Origin of the sequence: Sphingomonas mucosissima (assembly GCF_002197665.1) — a bacterium.
Lineage (GTDB): Bacteria > Pseudomonadota > Alphaproteobacteria > Sphingomonadales > Sphingomonadaceae > Sphingomonas > Sphingomonas mucosissima.
The window spans coordinates 1,110,611-1,132,403 of sequence record NZ_NBBJ01000001.1 but is presented as its reverse complement, the minus strand read 5'-3'; the positions used below and the strand labels follow the sequence as shown (position 1 = coordinate 1,132,403).

Annotated in this window: 21 protein-coding genes; 11 read left to right on the top strand and 10 right to left on the bottom strand. The window is 65.2% G+C overall.

Annotated elements, in window-relative coordinates:
• Positions 1-10: 10 nt before the first annotated feature.
• Positions 11-1,219 carry a mechanosensitive ion channel family protein gene (locus tag SPMU_RS05395; RefSeq protein ID WP_245832768.1) on the top strand — a complete coding sequence of 403 codons (1,209 nt, stop codon included), beginning with the start codon at positions 11-13 and terminating at the stop codon, positions 1,217-1,219.
• Position 1,220: 1 nt separating this feature from the next.
• Here SPMU_RS05395 and SPMU_RS05390 read toward each other — a convergent pair whose 3' ends face one another.
• Both SPMU_RS05390 and SPMU_RS05385 read right to left on the bottom strand, forming a co-directional pair.
• Positions 1,221-1,649: an NfeD family protein gene (locus tag SPMU_RS05390; RefSeq protein ID WP_088332585.1), complete on the bottom strand. Its 429-nt coding sequence runs from the start codon at positions 1,647-1,649 to the stop codon at positions 1,221-1,223.
• A gap of 17 nt (positions 1,650-1,666) precedes the next feature.
• Positions 1,667-2,641: an SPFH domain-containing protein gene (locus tag SPMU_RS05385; protein WP_088332583.1), complete on the bottom strand. Its 975-nt coding sequence runs from the start codon at positions 2,639-2,641 to the stop codon at positions 1,667-1,669.
• A gap of 120 nt (positions 2,642-2,761) precedes the next feature.
• Between SPMU_RS05385 and guaB the strand changes: the two genes are divergently transcribed.
• Genes guaB through SPMU_RS05370 form a run of 3 tightly spaced genes read left to right on the top strand, consistent with a single transcriptional unit; the run spans position 2,762 to position 5,936 of the window.
• Positions 2,762-4,219, top strand: a complete 1,458-nt coding sequence (gene guaB, locus SPMU_RS05380; protein ID WP_088332581.1) for an IMP dehydrogenase — start codon at positions 2,762-2,764, stop codon at positions 4,217-4,219.
• 6 nt (positions 4,220-4,225) lie between these two features.
• A complete protein-coding gene (locus SPMU_RS05375; RefSeq protein WP_088332579.1) occupies positions 4,226-5,398 on the top strand; it encodes an RsmB/NOP family class I SAM-dependent RNA methyltransferase in 1,173 nt (390 codons plus the stop codon).
• Positions 5,399-5,432: 34 nt separating this feature from the next.
• Entirely contained in the window at positions 5,433-5,936 is a 504-nt protein-coding gene (locus tag SPMU_RS05370) for a tetratricopeptide repeat protein (RefSeq protein WP_088333188.1), read from the top strand.
• 548 nt (positions 5,937-6,484) lie between these two features.
• On the opposite strand, the gene rsmA is transcribed toward SPMU_RS05370, so the two are convergent.
• From rsmA to SPMU_RS05350, 4 genes are all read right to left on the bottom strand, one after another.
• Positions 6,485-7,303, bottom strand: a complete 819-nt coding sequence (gene rsmA / locus SPMU_RS05365; RefSeq protein ID WP_088332577.1) for a 16S rRNA (adenine(1518)-N(6)/adenine(1519)-N(6))-dimethyltransferase RsmA — start codon at positions 7,301-7,303, stop codon at positions 6,485-6,487.
• Positions 7,300-8,304, bottom strand: a complete 1,005-nt coding sequence (pdxA, locus tag SPMU_RS05360) for a 4-hydroxythreonine-4-phosphate dehydrogenase PdxA (protein WP_088332575.1) — start codon at positions 8,302-8,304, stop codon at positions 7,300-7,302. Before pdxA ends, rsmA begins: the two co-directional genes overlap by 4 nt.
• 1 nt (position 8,305) lies before the next feature.
• Positions 8,306-9,673 (bottom strand): peptidylprolyl isomerase, encoded by a 1,368-nt coding sequence (locus SPMU_RS05355; protein WP_088332573.1) that lies wholly within the window; start codon positions 9,671-9,673, stop codon positions 8,306-8,308.
• A gap of 80 nt (positions 9,674-9,753) precedes the next feature.
• Positions 9,754-12,003 carry an LPS-assembly protein LptD gene (locus SPMU_RS05350; protein WP_088332571.1) on the bottom strand — a complete coding sequence of 750 codons (2,250 nt, stop codon included), beginning with the start codon at positions 12,001-12,003 and terminating at the stop codon, positions 9,754-9,756.
• 144 nt (positions 12,004-12,147) lie between these two features.
• On the opposite strand from SPMU_RS05350, the gene SPMU_RS05345 reads away from it, so the two are divergent.
• The 4 genes from SPMU_RS05345 to SPMU_RS05330 all read left to right on the top strand — a co-directional run bounded on the left by SPMU_RS05345 (position 12,148) and on the right by SPMU_RS05330 (position 15,103).
• Positions 12,148-13,620, top strand: coding sequence for a leucyl aminopeptidase (locus tag SPMU_RS05345; protein ID WP_088332569.1), 1,473 nt, complete (start codon positions 12,148-12,150; stop codon positions 13,618-13,620).
• Complete coding sequence (locus tag SPMU_RS05340; RefSeq protein WP_088332567.1) at positions 13,620-14,060, top strand: DNA polymerase III subunit chi; 441 nt, start codon at positions 13,620-13,622, stop codon at positions 14,058-14,060. Before SPMU_RS05345 ends, SPMU_RS05340 begins: the two co-directional genes overlap by 1 nt.
• Positions 14,061-14,151: 91 nt before the next feature.
• Complete coding sequence (gene ndk, locus SPMU_RS05335) at positions 14,152-14,574, top strand: nucleoside-diphosphate kinase (RefSeq protein ID WP_088332565.1); 423 nt, start codon at positions 14,152-14,154, stop codon at positions 14,572-14,574.
• 4 nt (positions 14,575-14,578) lie between these two features.
• Positions 14,579-15,103, top strand: coding sequence for a GNAT family N-acetyltransferase (locus tag SPMU_RS05330; protein WP_088332563.1), 525 nt, complete (start codon positions 14,579-14,581; stop codon positions 15,101-15,103).
• Here SPMU_RS05330 and SPMU_RS05325 read toward each other — a convergent pair.
• Genes SPMU_RS05325 through purM form a run of 4 tightly spaced genes read right to left on the bottom strand, consistent with a single transcriptional unit; the run spans position 15,085 to position 17,697 of the window.
• The gene (locus SPMU_RS05325) at positions 15,085-15,684 is read right to left on the bottom strand and encodes a hypothetical protein (protein ID WP_088332561.1); all 600 of its coding nucleotides are present in this window, start codon (positions 15,682-15,684) and stop codon (positions 15,085-15,087) included. The genes SPMU_RS05330 and SPMU_RS05325 overlap by 19 nt on opposite strands.
• Entirely contained in the window at positions 15,681-16,067 is a 387-nt protein-coding gene (locus tag SPMU_RS05320; RefSeq protein ID WP_088333187.1) for an MmcQ/YjbR family DNA-binding protein, read from the bottom strand. Before SPMU_RS05320 ends, SPMU_RS05325 begins: the two co-directional genes overlap by 4 nt.
• Positions 16,052-16,609, bottom strand: coding sequence for a phosphoribosylglycinamide formyltransferase (gene purN / locus SPMU_RS05315; protein ID WP_088332560.1), 558 nt, complete (start codon positions 16,607-16,609; stop codon positions 16,052-16,054). Before purN ends, SPMU_RS05320 begins: the two co-directional genes overlap by 16 nt.
• Positions 16,606-17,697, bottom strand: a complete 1,092-nt coding sequence (gene purM, locus SPMU_RS05310) for a phosphoribosylformylglycinamidine cyclo-ligase (protein WP_088332558.1) — start codon at positions 17,695-17,697, stop codon at positions 16,606-16,608. The genes purN and purM overlap by 4 nt, the downstream gene beginning before the upstream one ends.
• 64 nt (positions 17,698-17,761) lie before the next feature.
• Here purM and SPMU_RS05305 point away from each other — a divergent pair, with 64 nt between their 5' ends.
• Genes SPMU_RS05305 through SPMU_RS05295 form a run of 3 tightly spaced genes read left to right on the top strand, consistent with a single transcriptional unit; the run spans position 17,762 to position 21,790 of the window.
• Positions 17,762-18,997 (top strand): hypothetical protein, encoded by a 1,236-nt coding sequence (locus tag SPMU_RS05305; protein ID WP_088332556.1) that lies wholly within the window; start codon positions 17,762-17,764, stop codon positions 18,995-18,997.
• Between the two features lie 10 nt (positions 18,998-19,007).
• Entirely contained in the window at positions 19,008-19,625 is a 618-nt protein-coding gene (locus SPMU_RS05300; RefSeq protein WP_088332554.1) for an HdaA/DnaA family protein, read from the top strand.
• Positions 19,625-21,790, top strand: coding sequence for an RNA degradosome polyphosphate kinase (locus SPMU_RS05295; RefSeq protein ID WP_088333186.1), 2,166 nt, complete (start codon positions 19,625-19,627; stop codon positions 21,788-21,790). Before SPMU_RS05300 ends, SPMU_RS05295 begins: the two co-directional genes overlap by 1 nt.
• Positions 21,791-21,793: the final 3 nt, after the last annotated feature.

The following is a 21,793-nucleotide window of genomic DNA, read 5'->3' as shown; positions in this document are numbered from 1 at the left end:
GGCGGCGTTAGTGCAAACGGCCAGCGCGCTCAATGGCGGCATCACGATGTGGATCAGCCAGCGCGCATGTGCGGAAGGATGGTGCACCGCGGCGGAACTTACCGCTGCTGGTCGTCATTACGCCGGCATGACCGTGGATTGGGGCAGTTGGGAAGTACCCGGCATGATCGCGAACCTGGCGATCGTGGGCGGCGCGGCCGTGCTGGCCCTGGTGCTGCATGCCGTGGCCATGGCGATCGGCCGACGCGTGGCGGCACGGACGCCGGACTCCGTCGATGATGCCGCCGTGGCGCTCTCGGCGCGACCTTTGCGCTGGATCGCCGTGGCGCTGGCACTTGCGATCGCGCGTCGCTTCCTGGTGTTGCCGGAGTGGGCCGACGATCTCTGGAAAGTTGCGGCGGGCTTCATCGTCCCAGGGCTGATCGGATGGCTCGTCGTCACGGTGGTCCAGGTATACATTCGCGCCATCGAGTTACGGTACGATATTGCGGTCGAGGACAATCTTCGCGCGCGCCGCCGTCGCACGCGCACGGCAATCCTCGGGCGGATCGTGATCATTGGCGTGTCGATGGTTACGATCGCGCTGATGCTCTTGTCCATCCCAAGCATCCGGAGTGTCGGCATCACCCTGATGGCCTCTGCCGGTATTGCTGGTCTTGCCGTGGGTGCTGCGGCTCAGCCGGCGCTGAAGAACCTGATCGCCGGCATCCAATTGGCGTTTACCGAGCCCATTCGGATCGACGACGTGCTGATCATCGATGGCGAATGGGGCAAGGTGGAGGAGATCCGGCTGACCTATGTGGTCGTTGCCTTGTGGGACGAGCGCCGCCTGGTGGTCCCGGTGTCGCGCTTCCTCGATATGCCGTTCCAGAACTGGACCCGCAACACCAGCAAGTTGCTCGGCAGCGCTTTTTTCTGGCTGGACCCGGCCACCGACGTGCCAAGGCTTCGCGCGAAGTACGAGGAGATCATCCGCGCCAATCCGCGCTGGGATGGGCGCGCCTTCGTGCTCCAAGTGACGGATACAAAGCCGGAGGCAATCGAGATCCGCGTGCTGGCGACCGCGAAAGATGCGCCGACCGCGTTCGACCTGCGCTGTGACATTCGCGAGGCGATGCTCGCCTTTATCCGTGACGAAATGCCGGAGGCTCTGCCGAAGCATCGGCTTGCTCCCGCCGCGCTGAGCGCTGAGCCAAGTGGTTCCGCAAGCTCGGCCTAGGTCAGACCGGCTCCACGATCAGAATACCGTTATCGACCGAGATGATCCGCATGCGCGCGCCGAGCGCAGCATCGGGGCCGGTGGCGGGCCATTCGCCATCTCCAACTCGCACGCGCCCGTGCCCGCCGACGATCGGATTGGCGACCGTCACCGTCTCCCCGACTAGGCGACGTGCCCGGTCGTTGAGGAGCGGATCGCTCGTTTCCACCGGATACTCCTCGTACCACCGGCGGCCGATCAAGACGGCCACCACGCTCCACATGGCGAAGGCGCCAAGCTGGGCCGCAATAGGCAGATCCGGGAGAACAAAGGTAGCGGCAGAAACAATCGCGGCGGCGACGCCGAGAAAGACGAGGAACACGCCAGGCACCGCCAGTTCGGCAGCCGCGAGTACGACAGCAACGAGCAGCCACAGAATCGACGGATGCATCGTCAAAACGCCGCTTGTCACTGCGCGGGCTCACGGCTGACGGCAGGCACGGAGGGCTTTGCCCGGGGAGCATTTACGGGTGCTTCATCACTGAAGGCGGCCTTGGCCAGTTCACCGATACCGCCGAGGGTTCCGATCAACTGCGTCGCTTCCACCGGGAAGAGGATCGTCTTGGCATTGGGGCTGGTCGCGAACTTGCCCACTGCTTCGACATATTTCTGCGCGATGAAATAGTTCAGGCTCTGCGTGCCGCCGCTCTCGATTGCGGCGGACACGACCTGGCTGGCCTTCGCTTCTGCCTCTGCCGCACGCTCCCGAGCCTCCGCGTCCCGGTAGGCTGACTCGCGCCGCCCCTCAGCTTCGAGGATGCGCGCTTGCTTCTGACCTTCCGCGCGCAGGATCTCAGACGCGCGCGTGCCTTCGGCTTCTAAGATGTTCGCGCGCTTTTCGCGCTCGGCCTTCATCTGGCGACCCATGGCGTTCACGATGTCAGCCGGTGGCCGAATGTCCTTGATCTCGACTCGCGTGATCTTGACACCCCACGGGGTGGTCGCATGATCCACGACGCTAAGCAGGCGCGCATTGATTTCGTCGCGCTTGGACAAGGTCTCATCGAGATCCATCGAGCCCATAACCGTGCGCAGGTTGGTTGTGGTGAGCTGAAGCAGGGCAACGTAAAGGTCGGATACTTCGTAGGCAGCTTTTGCCGCGTCGAGTACCTGGAAGAAGACCACCCCATCGGTGGAGATCATCGCATTGTCCTTGGTAATGATCTCCTGCCCGGGGATATCGATTACCTGCTCCATCATATTGACGCGCCGCCCGACCCGGTAGAAAAATGCCGGGTAGAAGTTAAAGCCGGGGGTCGCAGTCCTGGTGTAGCGTCCGAAATGCTCGATCGTATATTGATGTCCCTGACGCACGATCTTGATGCTGGCCAGCAAATATAGCAGCACCAGACCCAGAATCAGCGCGGCCGTAATGAGTGCCATGCGTGCTTATCCTCACCAAGTTTTGGCGACCTTAGCAGTGACAGGCGAGGGGGCCTAGCGGATCGTCCCCGACGCGGTTACATGGCCCGCCACTCCTGCGCGACACGGAAGCGGCACCTCATGGATATTCGGCTCGGTCTCACCTTCGACGATGTTCTCCTCGTTCCCGCGGCATCCGAGGTGCTGCCGAGCGAGGCTGACACGCGGACCCGGGTGACGCGCGACATTTCGCTCAATATCCCCGTTCTTTCCTCGGCGATGGACACGGTGACGGAAGCTGACATGGCGATCGTCATGGCGCAGCTCGGCGGAATGGGCGTGCTTCATCGCAATCTGACCGTCGAGGAGCAGGTTGCCGCCGTGCGGCAGGTAAAGCGATTCGAGAGCGGCATGGTGGTCAACCCGATCACGATCAGCCCGCAGGCGACGCTTGCCGAGGCGCAGACGATCATGGCGCAGAACCGGATCAGCGGCATTCCCGTGGTCGAGCGTGACGGAAAGCTGGTCGGCATCCTCACCAATCGCGATGTGCGCTTTGCCGAAAATCCGATGCAGCCGGTGTCGGAACTGATGACGCGCGACAATTTGGCGACGGTGCAGGTAGGTGTCGGGCAGGAAGAAGCGCGCCGCTTGCTCCACCAGCGCCGGATCGAGAAGCTGATCGTAGTGGATGACAGCTATCGCTGCGTCGGCCTGATCACCGTGAAGGACATGGAAAAGGCGGTGAATTACCCCGGCGCCACGAAGGACGGGGCAGGACGCCTCCGCGTGGCGGCGGCCACAACGGTTGGCGACAAGGGGTTCGAGCGGACCGAAGCGCTGGTGGACGCAGAGTGCGACATCGTCGTGATCGATACGGCGCACGGCCACAATCGCGATGTCGCGCGGGCGGTCGAGCGCGTGAAGAAGCTGTCCAATTCGGTACAGGTCGTCGCTGGCAACGTTGCCACGGCGGCAGCGACGCGGGCGTTGATCGATGCGGGCGCCGACGGCATCAAGGTGGGGATTGGACCCGGATCGATCTGCACCACCCGCGTCGTAGCGGGTGTTGGCGTGCCCCAGCTGACCGCGGTAATGGATTGCGCGAAGGCGGCTGTCGATAGCGGCGTGCCGGTGATTGCGGACGGCGGCCTGCGGATGTCAGGCGACCTTGCCAAGGCACTGGCCGCTGGCGCTTCGACCTGCATGGTCGGATCGCTGCTGGCCGGCACTGAGGAAGCGCCGGGTGAGACGTTCATCTACCAGGGCCGGGCGTACAAATCGTATCGCGGCATGGGCAGCGTGGGCGCGATGGGTCGCGGATCCGCCGACCGTTATTTCCAGGGCGAAATCAAGGATCAGCTCAAGCTGGTGCCCGAAGGGATCGAAGGGCAGGTGCCGTTCAAGGGGCCGGCGCGCGATGTGATCCACCAGCTGGTGGGCGGCATCAAGGCGGCGATGGGCTATACGGGATCAGCGACACTGGCGGATCTGCGCGACCGCGCGGACTTCGTGCGCATCACGGGCGCGGGGCTGAAGGAAAGCCACGTCCACGATGTGACGATCACGCGCGAAGCGCCGAATTATCCGACCCGCTGAGGCCAGATGACACCGGCCGCACGCATTCAGGCGGCGATCGAGCTGCTCGACGCGATCATCGTTGCCGCGCGCGAGGGCGGGGCGGCAGCGGACACGCTGATCGCGCGATATTTCGCCACGCGCCGTTATGCTGGATCCAAGGACCGGCGAGCGGTTCGCGAATTGGTCTATGCCGCCATCCGGCAATGTGGCGAGCCGCCGCCAAACGGACGCGCGGCGATGCTGCTTCTGGCGCAGGACGATCCCGCGCTGGCAGCCGGTTTCGACGGCTCGCCGCATGGCCCCGCGCCAATCGCTCGCGGCGAAGCGGTGGCGCAAAAGGGTGTCGTTCCGGCCTGGATCGGCCGTGAGCTTGAGCAATCCGGCGTATCATCGGCCGCCTGGGCCGCGCTGGTTGACCGCGCGCCCTTGGACGTCCGGATTCGGCGCGGCGTTGATGCGGCAGAGGTCCTTTCCACGCTGCCCGGCGCGACGCCGATCCCAGGCCTGTCACAGGGGTGGCGACTTCCTTCCGGCACCGATGTTTCAAGCCTCGCCGGCGCTGTCGAGGTGCAGGATGCGGGGAGCCAGGCTGTGTCGCTCGCGGCCATGGCGCAACCCGGGATGACGGTGATCGACCTGTGTGCCGGTGCGGGCGGCAAGACGCTGGCGCTTGGCGACGCGATGGACGGCAGCGGCCGTATCATCGCGTGCGACGTGGACCGCGCGCGCCTGTCGCGGCTTGCGCCCCGCGCCGCCAAGGCGGCCCTGGGAATCGTCGACACCCGCCTGCTGGACCCCGGCCGGGAGGCGGCAGCGCTGAGCGATCTGGATGGGGCGGCCGACGTGGTCTTTGTTGATGCGCCTTGCTCGGGAACGGGGACCTGGCGGCGCAATCCGGAAGCGCGATGGCGGCTGACGCCGGAGCGGTTGCACCGGCTGGCCGCAACGCAGGCGCATGTGCTGGCAAGGGCAGCGCCGCTGGTGCGCCCGGGCGGCGCCATCGTTTATGTTGTTTGCTCGCTGCTTGACGCCGAGGGCAAGGAGCAGGTCGAACGCTTCCTCGATGGCCACGCCGGATGGCAGGCTGTGGCGCCAGCGCTGCTGCTGGGCGTGCCGCACGGGGCGGGCGTTCGCCTGACCCCAGGGCACGACCAAACCGACGGTTTTTTCGTCGCACGCCTGACGGCACCGTGCTAATCCCGTCGATGCCGTGCCGAAGCTGGAGCCCTTGATGCGTTATACGTCAGTCGCCATCGCAGCCGCGCTTGCAATGGTCTCGATTTCGACATCGCTCCATGGCCAGCGCCCCGACGACCAGATCGACGCGAAGTCGCTCGTACTGCTGCAGCAAGGCAAGGCCGCTCGGGCCGCCGGCAATGTGGACGGCGCGATCGACCTGCTGGAAACCGCAGTGGCGGTTGACCCCCGGAACCGCGAGGCGTTCGTCGTGCTGGCCGAAGTGTCGGAGAGCCGCGGTCTGCCGGGCAAGGCGATTAGGCTGTATCGCGAGGCCCTGCTCTTGGAGCCAAACGATGTGGAAGCGCTGACCGGCCAGGGTCGTGCGCTGGTCGCCAAAGGCGCCGTTGCGCGTGCGAAGGAGAATCTGGCGCGGGTGAAAACGCTGTGCAAGGCAGCGTGCCCGCAGGCGACCACGCTGGCAGCGACCATCGCCAAGGGCCCGCCGATCACCACGGCTCAAGCAAAGGCGCCGGTTCCGGTGCCGGGGAAGAACTGACCCGCCGCAGCTGCCGAGTCTGCAGCGGCAGCGATGCGCTGAATCACGTATCGAGCGCCTAGTCGTAAAGCGGCTGGCACCCGGCGAGCGTCATGCATGGGTTGGCGGCGAACGCGTTTCTCGCCCAAGGCTGCGTCGCTCCTCCGTCGTGATACATTGAAGGGTTCACTGCCCGCGTCATGCGAAGCCGGAGCCACCGCCGCTTTTAGACCGTCCTTATCGAAACCTCGTTCAGCGCGGTTCTCCACCGGTATGAACCGCCAAATCCGTTCGTACTGAGCTTGTCGAAGTACGTGCCTCGATCAATACCGCGGGAGGGAGACGCTCCGACAAGTTCAGGGCGACCGGAGCAGGTGATCGAGGAGTGCTCCAGCTTATGGGAGCAACGCCGGCCGTGTCAGCGCGCCGATCGTCTCACGTCATCTTTCCCGGCAAACCCTCGGGTCGCGCAGCGTGTAGCGGTGCTGCGGGCGCGGAGCTCGTTGCCTAAACCGAAGGGGCGGCTCCCGTGCGCCCGGACAGCCCGCCGATGGCGCTGGAGTGCCTAATCAGCCGCCGAGGCGCCGCGCGATGGCTAGGAACTCCGCCACGCTGACGGTTTCCGCGCGCCGGGTCGGATCGATGCCTTCCGCCTCCAACGCCGCGAGCGCGCCGGGCACGCTCCGCAGGCTCTGCCGCAGCATCTTGCGACGTTGGCCGAACGCTGCGGCCGTCAGCGCCTCGAGCTTAGAGAGCTGGACGCCGGCGGGCGCCTCGTCAGCGACGATGTGAACAACGGCCGACATCACCTTGGGCGGCGGCGTAAAGGCCGAGCGGTGCACGGGCAGGGCGATGCGCGGCGTGCTCCGCCACTGTGCGAGCACCGCCAGCCTGCCATAGGCGTCAGAGCCCGCGGCGGCGACGATCCGGTCCGCCACCTCGCGCTGGAACATCAGGGTAAGTGATTGCCACCACGGCATCCACTCCGCGGACAGCCAGCCCACGAGCAACGCGGTGCCTACGTTATAGGGCAGGTTCGCCGCAATGTGCGGCTTGCCGGCGAACAACGGCCGGGGATCGATCTCCAGCGCGTCGCCTTCGATGACGGTGAGTTGATCGGGATAGGCCTCGCCCAGCTCGGCCAGCGCGGGAATGCAGCGCCGGTCGCGCTCGATGGCCGTCACCTTCGCCCCCGCGGCGAGCAGCGCGCGCGTGAGTCCACCGGGGCCTGGCCCGATTTCCAGCACCTCGGCACCGTCGAGATCGCCGGGAATGCGGGCAATACGGGCGAGAAGCTGCGCGTCGAAGAGGAAGTTCTGGCCGAGCGCCTTGGAGGCACTGAGGCCATGCCGCGCGATGACGTCGCGCAGCGGCGGCAGATCGCTCACAGGCTAGGGCAGGCGGCTCGATGCGCCGCAGCCTGGGCGGCCATCGCGATCGCCGCGATCATCGCGCCGGGCTCCGCCCGGTTCTGCCCGGCCAACGCAAAGGCGGTGCCATGATCAGGAGACGTGCGCACCACCGGCAGCCCCAGCGTGATATTCACCCCTTCATCGAAGTGCAGGGCCTTTAGCGGGATCAGCGCCTGATCGTGATAGCAGCATAGCGCCGCATCAAATTGATCACGCGCGCGCTGGTGAAACATGGTGTCGGCGGCGAACGGCCCCATCGCGATGATGCCCTCCTCGCGCAGCTGCGCGATGGCCGGTTCGAGCACGTCGATCTCCTCGCGCCCGAGTGCACCGGATTCGCCCGCATGCGGATTGAAGCCAGCAAAGGCCAGACGCGGCTCCGCCACGCCGAAGTTGCGACGGAGGCCACGCGCGGTGGCGCGGCCCTTTGCCACCACTAGTTCGATCGTGAGCATCGAGGCGACGTGCGCCAGCGGCACGTGCGTTGTCATCGGCACGACCCGCAGCGACGGGCCGGCAAGCATCATGACCGAATTTTCCTTGGACACGCCGAACCGCTCTGCCACGAATTCAGTCTGCCCGGGATGGCTGAAGCCGATACCGTAGAGTTGGGCCTTCGAAACCGGCCCAGTCACCAGCGCAGCGGCAGCGCCGGATCGCGTGAGCCCGACCGCGAGTTCGAGCGAATGGAGCGCGCACCGCGCGCCATCGGCATCGGGATGCCCGGGAACAATATCGCCGCCGTCCTCGACCGTCAGGACCGGGAGCGCAGTGTTAAAGGCGCCGGCTACCTCACGAAGATCGGTGATCGGCGCGACCGGGCCGGACCAGACCCGCTCGATCGCGCGCACGTCGCCGACCGCGAAGAACGAGGGCAGCGACGCTGCCTCACGCGCTGCCCAGGCCTTTGCGATAACCTCCGGTCCGATGCCGGCGGGATCGCCCATAGATACTGCAAGAGGCGCCACGGCCGCGATCTCAGCGATACTCCACGATCGCGTCGCGACGAAGATCGCGAAGCGCCTGCTGCGCGCGGAGGTTCACCCGCTGCTGCTCCAGCTGGTTCTGGATCTGCTCGGTGCCAGGCAGCTGGGCTGAGGACGTGTCGTCGCGTCCGCACAGAACAAGTGTGCGCACGCCCTCCTCCGGATTGCCAAACGGCGGACTGGCCTGCCCGACCTGCAGGTTCAGCATGATTTCCTGGAGCGGGGCCGGGAGATCGCGGATGCGGATGGCGTCGTTCTGCACCACCTCTGCGTTGATCGTGGCAGCCACCCGTTCAACCGAGCCGCAGCCCTGAAGCTTGGTCAGCGTGGAAGCGAACGTCGCCGTACGCTGGCTCGCCTGCGCCTGGGTGGTGCCGCGCGGGAACTTGATCGTCATCTGCTTCAGGCTCAACTTCGCGTCACGCGGGTTAGCCGTCAGCACCTGGCGCTTGTCCACCAGGTACAGGATCGAGAAACCGCCGGGCACGGGCACAGGCCCGACGACCTGACCGACCTGCATCTGAGCCGCGGCTTCGGAAAGTTCGGCCGGCAGCTGCGCGCCGCGCACCCAGCCCAGATCGCCATTCACCCCGCGGGTCGACGCTTCGGAGAAATTACGGGCGAAATAGCCAAACGGGGCCTGGCCCTTCTGGATCTCGCCGATCAGCTGCCGCGCCGCGCCATAGACCTGCTCGGTCTTATCCGGCGTAGCGGACAGATAGATCTCGTTGAGATGAAACTCTTCGGTGCCCTGAGCGGCTTTCAGACGATCAAGGATCGCCTTCACCTCTTCCTCGCCGACGTTGACGAACGGCTCAATGCGGCGGCGCAGATAGCGCTGCCACGCGAGTTCGCCCTCGATCTGGCGACGGATGGAGCGCTCCGACGATCCCTGTTCGCGCAGAAACGTGCGAAACTGCTCCGGCGTGCGATTGAAGTTGGTGGCGATGCGATCGAAGCTTTGGTTCAGTTCGGCATCGGTAATGGTGATATCGGCCGTCTTGGCTTGCTGGATCTGCAGCACCTCATCGATCAACTGACGAAGCACCTGAAGGCGCAGCCGATCGATCTCCTCCGCCGGGAGCTTCACGTTGTTTGCCGCCATGATCAGCGCCACACGTTGATCAACGTCCGTCCGCGTGAGCACGTTGTCGTTCACGATCGCCGTTGCCTTGCGCACGTTCGGATCGACCGTGCCGAAGATCTCAAGGTTCTGCGGGATGTTGAGCCCCGTATTGTCCGGCAGCGATTGGTCGTTCACGGTCGCCGGCCCACCCTGCTGCCCGGTCGCGGCGCCTGCCGCAGCCAACGCCAGCACCATGCCCGCGACGCGGCCGAACCGCAGCGCCTTCTTGCCCATCGTCGTCACTCGTTCCGGAATCCCATCTTGCGCGCCGTTGGTGGCGACACGGCACTGCATTCATGTAGCTGAACCGTGGCTTAGCGCCCGAGGTTCTTTAATGCCAGCGTCAACAGGAAGCTGCTGCCGCGCCGGGCGTCACCCGTGGTGCGGTAGTTCTTTCGCCACGTCGCCCCCAAGGTGAGGCAATCGTCTTCATATTGCACGCCGAGCCGATGCCGGATCGGGTCAAAGCCGTCGGACAGCGAGAAGACGTCATCGCTGCGATCGGTGAGATCGATTAGGCCAGACGCGAAGGCCGACCAGAAGCGCGCAAATTGCACCCGCCCGCCGACCCGAAGTTCCTCGCGATCCTGCAGATCCTCGAAGTCGTCGATGTCGCGATCCAGCCGGAGATAACCGACCAGAAGATACGTATCGCGCGAGCCGACGGTCGCATCAATCTCGTTCCGGCGCACCGCGAAGCCATCCTTGTCGAGACGGTAGCGATGCGTGAGCGACAGGAAGTCGCGGAAGCGCACGTTGGTCCGCCCGACAATGTCGGAGAAGCGACCGCTCAGGCCTGTTCCCGAGGGGAAGATGCTGGAGCGGTTGTTCAAGCGATAGCTTTGGCCGATGTTCGTCGCGATGCTGAGGTCCGGCAGATCGAGATTGTATTCGAAGCCGTAGGTGGCGCGGGAGGAATCCTCCCAGCGATCATAGCCGGCGAACCGGTTCAGCGCGAACAGGTTCGAATCTTCAAGATCGATCGCGCGCGCGTCCTCATTGGGTACGTCAAGGTTCTCGATCTTTGGAGAAGCAACGATCTGCAGGCGCGGGGTGATACGCTGCGTCCCGCCCAGGAGCGGGCCGAGGAACGGCCAGCGGACATCCACCGCAACGGTGCCGATGCCGCGCGAGCGGAACCCTTCAACCCCGCGGTAGCTCAAGACCTCGGTCGCGGCGGTATCGTTAGCGTTGTATGCATCCGCGCGCGCAAAGCCGGTGAAGGTGATTTCCTGGCCCCAGTTGGTGAGCCGGCGCAGATCCCAGCGCGCGCTGGCAAAGGCGCGCTGAGTGTCCTGACCCGCCTTTCGCCCGAGTGCGAGCGTGTTGAGCTGGAACTGAAACGTGCCGCCCAACAGGCCTTCGTTCATCCGCCGGCGATAGTCGAGTTCGGGCAGCGCGACCGGTTGAAAGCCCTGGCGCTCGCCCACGCGAAGCGTTTGCGTGGCCCAACCGGCAAGCGAAAAATAGCTGTCCTGATCGATCCGCTCCAGTGCGACGGTGGTACGCAGGCGATCGGCGTTGGAAATGTCATAACGCCGCAAAAAGGTGCGATCGGTGGCAAGCCGCAGCGAGCCGGAGAGGCTCCAATGCTCGTCGAGCTGAAATCGGCCGACGCCGTCGAGATAACCACGAAATGCCTGCTCGGTTGACGAATTGAAGCCGGCGGACAAATCGTCGCTGCGCCGGCTGACCGTCCCGAAACCGGTGATGCTGAACGCGCCGAGCTCGTTAAGATGCTCATAATTGGTTTGGAGCATCGGCAGCACCGCAGAATAGACGTGCGGCGTGACGGTCAGCTTGCGATTGGGCGCGAGGCGGAAGAGGTACGGCGTTGCGACCTCAAACCCGTTGACGCGATCGTAGCGGATGTTCGGTGTGAGCAGGCCGCTGGCGGTGCCTTCGCCGATCGGGTGCGAAAACCGCGGCAGCGGAATGGACGGCAAGCCAAACAGATGCACCTGCCCGCCGGTGTAATAAACGCGCTCGCGATCCGGCCGATAGGTGACCTTTACCGCGGTCACCTTCCACGTTGGCTCCTTGGGACAGCCGTCTGAATCGACCACCGAACACGCGGTGTACGCCGCGCGATCAAGCGAAATGGTGCCGTCTTCAGAGCGCGTGCCACGATCCGCGGCCAGCCGCCCGCCGCGCTCCAGCACGACGAGCATGTTGTCGACAAGGCCGTCCTTCAGCGAGTCGGTAAGCTCGATCGCGTCGCCGTACGCCGTGTCGCCCTCAGGGTTCGTGACGGCGATATTGCCGGTCGCGACGACCTTTCCGGTCTTGCGATCCCACACCACCTTGTCGGCGCGAAGCCGTTGCCCGGCGCGAAGCATGCGCACGTCATCGGTGGCGGTGACGATGTCGCGCTCGTAATCATATTCGAGAACGCCGGCGCTGAAATTGACCTGGTCCTGATTGGACGGGGCGGTTGGCGGATCGCCCGCAACTTCGGCGGCCGGGGGCGGCACTGGCCGGTCCTGAAGATCCTGCGCCGAGGCTGCTCCGGAAAGCAAGGCCACCGAAAACGCGCAACTGGCCAGAAGGTCGAGACGCGTCACTCGCTTACTCGCAAAGCTTGAACCCCTTTTCGCCGCCTGATGGCGCGTCGAGCTTCGGCCCTATCGCATCGAAGGCGCACGGTGCAACGCTTTGCCACCGGCGGGTGGAATGCCTATCTGCGTAGCGAAACAAGAGGAACAGTCATGAACGTAACCTTCGTCGCCAACCGCGCCGCTGAAACACCGGTGCTTGCGCTGCCGGTAACCAAGAGCGGTGCCGCGTCGATCGCGGTGGCTGGCCTGGACGAGTCGGCACAGGCGATCGTGACGGCGGCCGCCGCAGGCCAGCGGTTCAAGGGTGAAGCAGGCACCGTTGCCGAAGCCTATGTACCGGCCGGGCAAGGCGCGACCCGTATTCTCCTGCTGGGCGTGGGCGAGGGCGACGATGCGAGCTACGAGCGCGCCGGCGGCGCGCTGACCGCCCGTCTGCTCACGTCGGGCGTCACGGCAGCGACGGTGGACCTTTCCGGCGCCGGGGCGAGCAGCGCCGCCGCAGCGCGCCTCGCTGCCGCGATCGGCCAGCGCGCGTGGCGCTATGACGTGTACCGCACCAAGCTGTCGGAAGAGGCAAAGCCGTCGCTGTCAGAGGTGACGATCGTGGGAGCGCCGGAGGGTACCGACACAGAATGGGCGGCGCGTGATGCGGTGACGCAGGGGCTGGCGCTGACAAAGACGCTGGTGACGCTGCCGCCGAACATTCTTTACCCCGAGAGCTTCGTCGAGATCGTTACCAAGGAGACGGAAGGGCTCGGCCTGGAGGTGACGGTGCTGGACGAGCCCGCGATGCGCGAGCTTGGCATGGGCGCGCTGCTCGGCGTGTCGCAGGGCTCCCGCCGCGAGGCACGTATCCTTGCGCTGCGCTGGAACGGGGCGGGCGAGGGTGATCCGGCGCTGGCGCTGGTCGGCAAGGGGGTGACGTTCGACACGGGCGGAATCTCGATCAAGCCTGCCGCCGGCATGGAAGACATGAAGTGGGACATGGGCGGTGCTGGCGCAGTGGCCGGTGCGATGAAGACGCTGGCGCTGCGCAAGGCGAAGGCAAACGTGATCGGCGTCATGGGGCTGGTCGAGAACATGCCCGACGGCAATGCCCAGCGCCCCGGCGACGTGGTGACATCCATGTCTGGGCAGACGATCGAGGTGATCAACACCGACGCCGAGGGACGTTTGGTGCTCTGCGACTGCGTCACTTGGGTGCAGCGCACGCACAAGGTGAAGACGATCGTCGACCTCGCCACGCTGACCGGCGCAATGATCATCAGTCTTGGCAATGAGCAGGGCGGCCTGTTCGCCAACGACGATGGGCTGGCGGATCAGCTGCTGGCGGCGAGCAAGGCGAGTGGCGACCAGCTCTGGCGCTTCCCGCTGGGCGCGGCATACGACAAGCTGATCGACAGCCCGATCGCGGACATGAAGAATGTCGGCCCGCGTGGCGGCGGTTCGATCACGGCAGCGCAGTTCATCAAGCGGTTCGTCGACGAAGGAGTGCGGTGGGCGCATCTGGATATCGCGGGAATGGTCTGGTCCGACAAGGACGGCCCGACCTGGGGGAAGGGCGCGACCGGTTATGGCGTGCGGCTGCTCGACGCATTCGTTGCTAGCAACTTCGAAGGCTGATGCAGGTCGACTTCTACCACCTGACGCAATTGCCGATCGAGCGCGCGCTACCGCGGATTGCGGAGCGCGTGCTCGCCGGCGGCGAGCGGCTGCTGATCGTTGCAGGCGACGAGCGCCAGCGCGCAGCGCTCGATCGACTGTTGTGGGAATATGCGCCGGAAAGCTTCCTGCCGCATGCCTGCGTTGGGGCCGGAGATGATGCCATGCAGCCGATCCTGATCGCGCCGGATGTCAACGCCGCCAACGCCGCGCGCCATGTTGCGCTGGTCGATGGAGAGTGGCGCGACGAGGCGCTGACGTTCGAGCGCGCGTTCCACTTCTTTGACGAAGACCGGATCGGGGACGCCCGAGCGGCGTGGAAGGCGCTCGCCGGACGCGACGGGGTGGAACGGCGCTATTGGAAGCAAAACGAGGCTGGCCGCTGGGAGCAGGCGGCCTGAGGCGCATCGGCCAGGCAGTTGCGCTTCCCCGTTTCGGCGGCTAACGGCCCGGCAGTTTCCCGCATTCCCAACACAGGAGCAAGCGACCATCATGGCCGCCAATCGTACGTTCTCGATCATCAAGCCCGATGCGACCCGTCGCAACCTGACCGGCGCCGTCACCAAGATGCTGGAGGAAGCCGGCCTGCGCGTCGTCGCGTCCAAGCGCATCCAGATGACCAAGGAGCAGGCAGAAGGCTTCTATGCCGTCCACAAGGAGCGCCCGTTCTTCAACGACCTGGTGTCGTTCATGATCTCGGGCCCGGTGGTCGTGCAGGTGCTGGAAGGCGAGAACGCCGTTCAGCGCAACCGCGACATCATGGGCGCGACGAACCCGGAGAACGCCGAGCCGGGCACGATCCGCAAGGAGCTGGCCGAGTCGATCGAGGCGAACTCGGTGCATGGTTCGGATTCGGACGAGAATGCAGCGATCGAGATCGCTTACTTCTTCAAGCCCGAAGAACTCGTCGGCTGATCCAATGACGCAAGACTGGCGGCTGCGCCGCGCCACAGCAGCGGATGCGCCGGCGGTGGCGATGGTAGCTGCCGCCAGTTTTCTTGAAACGTTCGCCGGTATCCTGCCCGGTGACGATATCGTGGCGCATTGTGCGCGCAACAGTTCGCCGGAAAAGTTCGCGGCGTGGGCTGATGATCGCGGCAGCGTGGTGACGGTGGCCGAACATCCGGTCGGCCACGCGCCCGTGGGCTATTCGGTGATCACGCAGCCGGATCTTCCGATTGATCCGCTGCCCGGCGACGTCGAGCTTCGCCGCATCTACACGCTTTCCGTGGCGCGGCGCACCGGTTTGGGCCACCGATTGATGACGCTGGCGCTGGCCGATGCGGCAGCTCTTGGCGGGAAGCGCGTGTTGCTGGGCGTATTGGGGACCAACATGCAGGCGCGCGCTTTTTACGAGCGGGAAGGCTTTGCACTTGCCGGGACGCGGCGGTTCAACGTCGGTGCTGGCTGGTATGATGACGTGATCTACGCGCGGGCGCTCTGACGCTTCATCTCGGCCATCCATAGCGCCTCGATCCGTTTGCGGTCGCCGCCTAATTCCCGCACCCGGACTGCCTCGATGGTCAGCGTTCGGCCGCCGACCAGACGGCCCTGTGTGCGCCAGATGATTTCGACGATGCCGTGGCCTGTGCGCGGCGTGTCTCCCACCATGTAGCGCGCGGTGACGAGAACGGGGAGGCGGCCCTCCCGGTCATCAGCACCGCCATCGGTGGCTTTCAGCACGGCGTGCTCGAACCAGTCCTTATCGATACGCGCCGTGGCTGGCGTTTGCCGCTCGATGCGAAGCGCGGTTGGGAAGTCGATGGCGGTATCGATCAACTCGTGGCGCGGGTCCGAAAGGCGGATCTCCTTGCCGCCTCGTGCCAGGTCCGCATCCAGTCCAAGGCGCGCCTTGGCCGCGCTGGCGGCTGCGGTGGAAGCGGCTTTCTCCTCCGCCATCTGCCGCTTCTCGCTCCAGTTGAGCCCGAGCGTCAGCGCGCCGATCACCAACCCAAGCACAGCGACCATTTCCGGAAGCGTGATGAACCGGCGACGGCGCTTCTGCTCCTCAGAAGAGGTTGTCATCGGCCGCCCATTTCCAGCAAACGACGGCGCGCCACCATTTCCCAACTGGCGGCGATCCGATCCGCGACATGGTCCCAGTCCGTCTCCGGCGCCGTGACGCGGATCGCGATCCAGCCCGATGAGCCGAGGTAGGGCGGCTTGTAGTAGAGATCCGGGTCCGCCTCGATCAGCATGGCTTGCTCCTCGGCTCCGCTGGTCTTGAGGACCACCGCTGTCTCACCGCTCCCGTGAAGATCATGAGAGAAATAGGCGAAGAACTTGCCCTTGGCGATGTGGAAGCCGGGCGCGCCGTGTGACAGGCGTTCGGCCGTTTCAGGCAGCGCGAGCGCGATCGCCCGCACCTTTGCGAGCGCCTCGGCGACGGGTCCTACCGGCTCAGCCATTCGGACACGACGCGCGGATAAAGGCGGTGCTCTTCGGCGAGCACGCGCGCCGCCAGCATCTCGGGTGTGTCGCCAGGTAGGATCGGCACCTCTGCCTGGCCGAGCACGTCGCCACCATCCAATTCCTCCGTCACGAGGTGCACGGAGCAGCCGCCCACCGCATCCGCAGCCGCGATCGCCCGCCCATGGGTATCCAGCCCCTTGTACTTCGGCAACAGCGACGGGTGAATGTTCACGATGCGCCCGCGCCAGCGGCCAACGAAATCGTTCGACAGCAACCGCATATACCCGGCGAGCGCGAGATGCTCCGCGCCGGCCGCACGAAGCGCAGCGTCAAGCGCGACCTCGTACGTCGCCTTGCCCACCTCCTTGGGGGACAGCGCGAACGTGGGGATGCCGTGCTCCAGCGCCCAGGCGAGGCCAGGGGTGTTCGGCCGGTCCGAGGCAACAACGACGACCTCATATGCCGAACCCGCGTGCGCCACGAGCGCCTGCATGTTCGACCCCCGCCCGGAGATCAATATGCCGAGCTTGGCCGTCATGCGTGATGCGTGGCAGACCAAGGCGCGCGCGCGCTCCACGTCTCCACGGAGCCAGCGACAGTGCAACCGCGCTCACCCGCCTCAATGTTGCCGATGCGGAACACCTGCTCGCCGGCAGCCTCCAAGTCGGCAGCCACGCCGTCCGCCTGGTCGGCTGCGACAACCACGACCATGCCGACGCCGCAGTTAAAGGTACGGGCCATTTCCTCCGGCTCGATCGTGCCCTGCGCCTGCAGGAAGGCCATCAGGCGCGGCTGAGGCCACGCATCTGCGTCGACCCGGGCGTGGGCGCCGGCAGGCAGCACGCGCGGGATGTTTTCCAGCAGGCCGCCGCCGGTGATATGGGCGAGCCCGTTGATGCGGCCGGCGGTGACGAGCGGCAAAAGGCTCTTCACGTAAATACGAGTCGGCGCCATCAGCGTCTCGATTAGCAGCACGTCCGGCTCGAACAGCGCGGGGCGATCAAGCTTCCAGCCCTTGTCCGCTGCGAGTCGCCGGACGAGCGAGAAGCCGTTGGAGTGCACGCCGGAGGAGGCGAGACCAAGCAAGACGTCGCCGGCGCCGATCTCAGTGCCGGTCAGCACCTGATCGCGCTCCACCGCACCGACGCAAAAGCCAGCGAGATCATAATCCCCATCGGCGTACATGCCCGGCATCTCCGCAGTCTCGCCGCCGATCAGGGCGCATCCAGCGATGCGGCACCCCTCGGCAATGGAAGCGATCACGCGCTCGGCCACAGCGGCGTCCAGCTTTCCGGACGCATAATAATCGAGGAAAAACAGCGGCTCGGCGCCTTGCACGATCAGATCGTTGGCGCACATGGCGACAAGATCGATGCCGACACCGTCATGCCGGTTGTGCTCGATTGCCAGCTTCAGCTTCGTACCGACGCCGTCATTTGCGGCCACCAGCAGCGGATCGGTGAAGCCGGCTGCCTTCAGATCGAAGAATCCGCCGAAGCCGCCCAGGTCGGCATCCGCCCCCTTGCGCCGCGTCGCCCGTGCCAAAGGGGCGATCGCTCGCACCAATGCATTACCTGCCGCGATCGACACGCCAGCCTGCTCGTAAGTGTACCCGCTTCCGCTCATGTCGTGCCGCCTAGCCACAACGCGCTTGGATTTCCACGCCTGCTTCGCCAAAAGACGCCAGCTTATGCGCCTGAAGCCCTTGTTCCTCGTTCCTGCCGCCGTGGCGCTTGTCCTCGGCGCCGGAGTCAGCATCGCCCAAATCGAGGGCGGGGGCCGCGGCGTGGCGCCGGTTGACAGCTCCAGCGATTATGAAGTGTCCGGCGTGCGCGTCGATGTGGCGGCCAAGGATGCGGACGCCGCGCGGCTGGGTGGCTGGCGCGTGGCGCAGCGCAAGGCGTGGCTCGACCTGTCTAAGCGACTCGGGGCAGGCAAGGGGCTGGTGCCCGATTCCACGCTCGATTCGATCGTGACAGGCATTGTGGTCGAGAACGAGCAGATCGGGCCCAAGCGCTACGTGGCGAAGCTGGGCGTGCTGTTCGATCGCAACCGCGCGGGGGCGATCTTCGGCATCTCAAATTATGTGATGCGATCTCCGCCGATGGTGGTGATCCCGATTACTTGGTCCGGGGGCGTGGCCACCGCCTTCGAACAGCGCACGTTGTGGCAGGAGGCCTGGGCGCGATACCGCACCGGCGGGAGCGCGATCGATTATATCCGGCCGATCGGCAGCGGCCCTGATCCGCTGCTGTTGAATCTGGGACAGACGCAGCGCCCTGGCCGCGGCTGGTGGCGGGCGGTGCTGAACCAATATGGCGGCACGGACGTGCTGATTCCGACCGTGCGGCTGTTTCGTCAATGGCCGGGCGGCCCGGTGATTGGCGTCTTCCAGGCGCGGCAAGGGCCTGACAATCGTCTGTTGTCGCAGTTCACGTTGCGGGTCGGCAGTGTCGCCGGCATTCCGCAGTTGCTCGATGCTGGCGTGAAGCGGCTGGACGAAACCTATCAATCCGCGCTTCGTGCCGGTTATCTCCGCAGCGATCCTGGCCTTTCCTACGTGCCGCCCAGCGACGAGCCCGTCGAGGAGGAGGACGAGGCAGGCGAGACATTGGTGACCGATGCACCGGCGGCGCCGGTCGTCACCGTCTCCGTGCAGTTCGATACGCCAGGCGTGGCAGCCGTGACCGCGGGCGAGGCGGCCTTGCGCGCGGTACCCGGCGTATCCTCTGCGACGACCAGCAGCCTGGCGCTCGGCGGGCTTTCGGTGATGACTGTCGGCTTCGCAGGACCACCGGAGGCGCTGAAGGCCGCGCTGGAAGCGCGCGGCTGGCAGGTATTCGGTTCCGGCACGACCATTCGCATCCGCCGCGCGCCGCGGCTGCTGCCGCCAGACCTCGCTCCTGACAATGCGACCGCGGGATGATGGCCGACCGATGAGCCAGATCGCGCTGCCGCTGGTCTGGCCCGCCGATCCGCGCGACGATGAGTTCCTGGTTTCGCCGTCAAACGAACGGGCCGTGCATACGCTGGATCGGTGGGCGACGTGGCCGGTCATGACAGCGCTGCTTGTCGGGCCGCGCAAATCGGGCCGAAGCCTGTTGGCGCGCATCTTTGCGGCGAAAAGCGGCGGCACGATCATTGATGACGCACCGTCCCGGCCGGACACCGAATTGTTCCACGAATGGAACCGCGCACAGGAGCAGCGTCGGCCGCTTCTTCTGGTAGCGGACGTGGCGCCGCCCGACTGGGAGGTGCAACTGCCCGACCTGTGCTCAAGGCTTGCCGCCACCCCGCTCGCGCAGATCGGGCCACCCGATGATGCCTTGATGCGCGCGCTGCTGGAGCGCGAGTTCGGCCGCCGCAGCCTCGACGCCCGACCCGATCTGATCGACTGGCTGTTGACCAGGATCGAGCGGAGTCATCTGGCAGTCATACGATGCGTCGATGCGCTCGATCAGGAGGTGATGGAACGTCGCAAGCGACTGTCCATTCCTCTAGCCAGGACAGCGCTCGCAAATGCCGCGTTGATTACGACACCGCCGGAGCCATGATGAACCGATCCGTCCGCCAAGCTCGTCTCGACAGTGATGACGATCCGTTCCAGGAGCGGGGTACGGATCGCTATTTCAATCGCGAGTTGTCCTGGCTGGCGTTCAACCGGCGCGTGCTGGAAGAAGCCCGCAATGTCGCGCACCCGTTGCTCGAGCGGCTGCGGTTCCTGTCGATCTCGGGCTCGAACCTGGACGAATTCTTCATGGTCCGCGTGGCTGGCCTGAAGGGGCAGCAAATCCTCGAGGTCGAAGCGCGTTCCGCTGACGGGCTCACGCCGTCGCAGCAATTGGGCGCCATCACCGCAGAGGCGGATGCGCTGCTCGTCAGCCAGGAGACGGTGTGGCGGGAAATCCGCCACGCGCTCAGCGACACGGGTCTGCAGGTACTTGGGTCGAGCCGGATTGACGCCATGCTCTCGCAGGAGGAGGTGGCCTGGCTGGAGACCCATTTCCGCGAACAGATTTTCCCGGTGATCACGCCGCAGGCGCTCGATCCGGCGCATCCGTTCCCCTTCATGCCGAACAAGGGGCTGGCGGTAATGTTCGACCTTGTCCGCATTTCGGATGAGGAGCCGATCCGGGAATTGGTGATGGTGCCCAACGGCATGTCCCGCTTTGTCCGGCTGCCGGGAACGCCCGCGCGCTATGTCGCGGTCGAATCGATGATCAAGCGTTTCTCCGCCATGCTCTTCCCCGGATACCGGGTGGAAGGAGCAGCGGAGTTTCGCGTGCTGCGCGACAGCGACATCGAGATCGAGGAAGAGGCGGAGGACCTTGTTCGGTATTTCGCCAATGCCATCAAGCGGCGCCGGCGCGGCCGGGTGATCCGATTGGAGCTGGAAAGCGGCATGCCGGAGTCGCTCGCCAAGGTATTGCGCGTCGAGCTTGGCGAGCAGGCGCTCGTCACTGAATCGGGATCGTTCCTAGGTATTGGCGATCTGGACCAGATCGTCGAAGAGGACCGGCCGGACCTCAAGTTCCTACCGTTCTCACCCAGGTTCCCCGAACGAGTTCGAGAATTCGGCGGAGATTGCTTTGCAGCGATCAGCGCCAAGGACATCATCGTCCACCACCCCTACGAAACCTTCGACGTCGTTCTCGCCTTTCTGAAGCAAGCGGCGAACGACCCCGACGTGGTTGCGATCAAGCAGACGCTCTATCGCGCGGGTAAGCAATCCGCCGTGATCAACGCGCTGATCCAGGCCGCGGAAGCCGGCAAGTCCGTGACCGCGGTGGTCGAGCTGAAGGCGCGGTTTGAAGAGGAGCAAAATCTCCTCTGGGCATCGGCCCTGGAGCGAGCCGGTGTCCAAGTGGTTTATGGATTCATCGACTGGAAGACGCACGCCAAGGTATCAATGGTAGTGCGACGGGAGGCCGGGCAGTTCCGCACCTACTGTCATTTCGGGACCGGAAATTACCACCCGATCACGGCAAAAATATATACCGATCTCAGCTTCTTCACGGCCGATCCTGCTACCGGAAGAGACGCCGCCCGGATGTTCAATTACATCACAGGCTACGTCGAGCCGGAGAATATGGAGGGGCTGGTGCTCTCGCCGCGTTCGCTGCGCGCACGACTGATCGAGGAGATTGAGGCGGAAATCCAACACGCCCGTGCGGGCCGTCCCGCGACGATCTGGGGCAAGATGAACAGCCTGGTTGATCCAGCCATTATCGAGAAGCTCTATGAAGCCAGCGGCGCGGGCGTCGAAATCGACCTCGTCATTCGAGGGATATGCTGCCTTCGTCCGCGCATCCCCGGGCTGTCCGAGAATATTCGTGTAAAATCGATCGTCGGCCGGTTCCTCGAGCACAGCCGCATCGCCGTATTCGGCAATGGCGCACCGCTGCCCAACGACGACGCTCGCATCTACATCTCATCGGCGGACTGGATGCCGAGGAACTTCGACCGGCGAGTCGAATATATGCTGCCCTTGAAGAGCGGCAGCGTGCATGATCAGGTTTTGGATCAGGTGATGCTCGCCAATCTGATCGACACGGAGCAAAGCTGGGACCTGTATGCGGACGGCACTTACGGGCGTACGCCGCCCGGCGACAAACCCTTTAATCTACATCGGTACTTTATGACCAACCCTTCGCTTTCGGGACGAGGCGCCGCGCTGGCCGAGGGCGGCGCCGTGCCCAAATTGTCCCTGCGGGGCTGATCG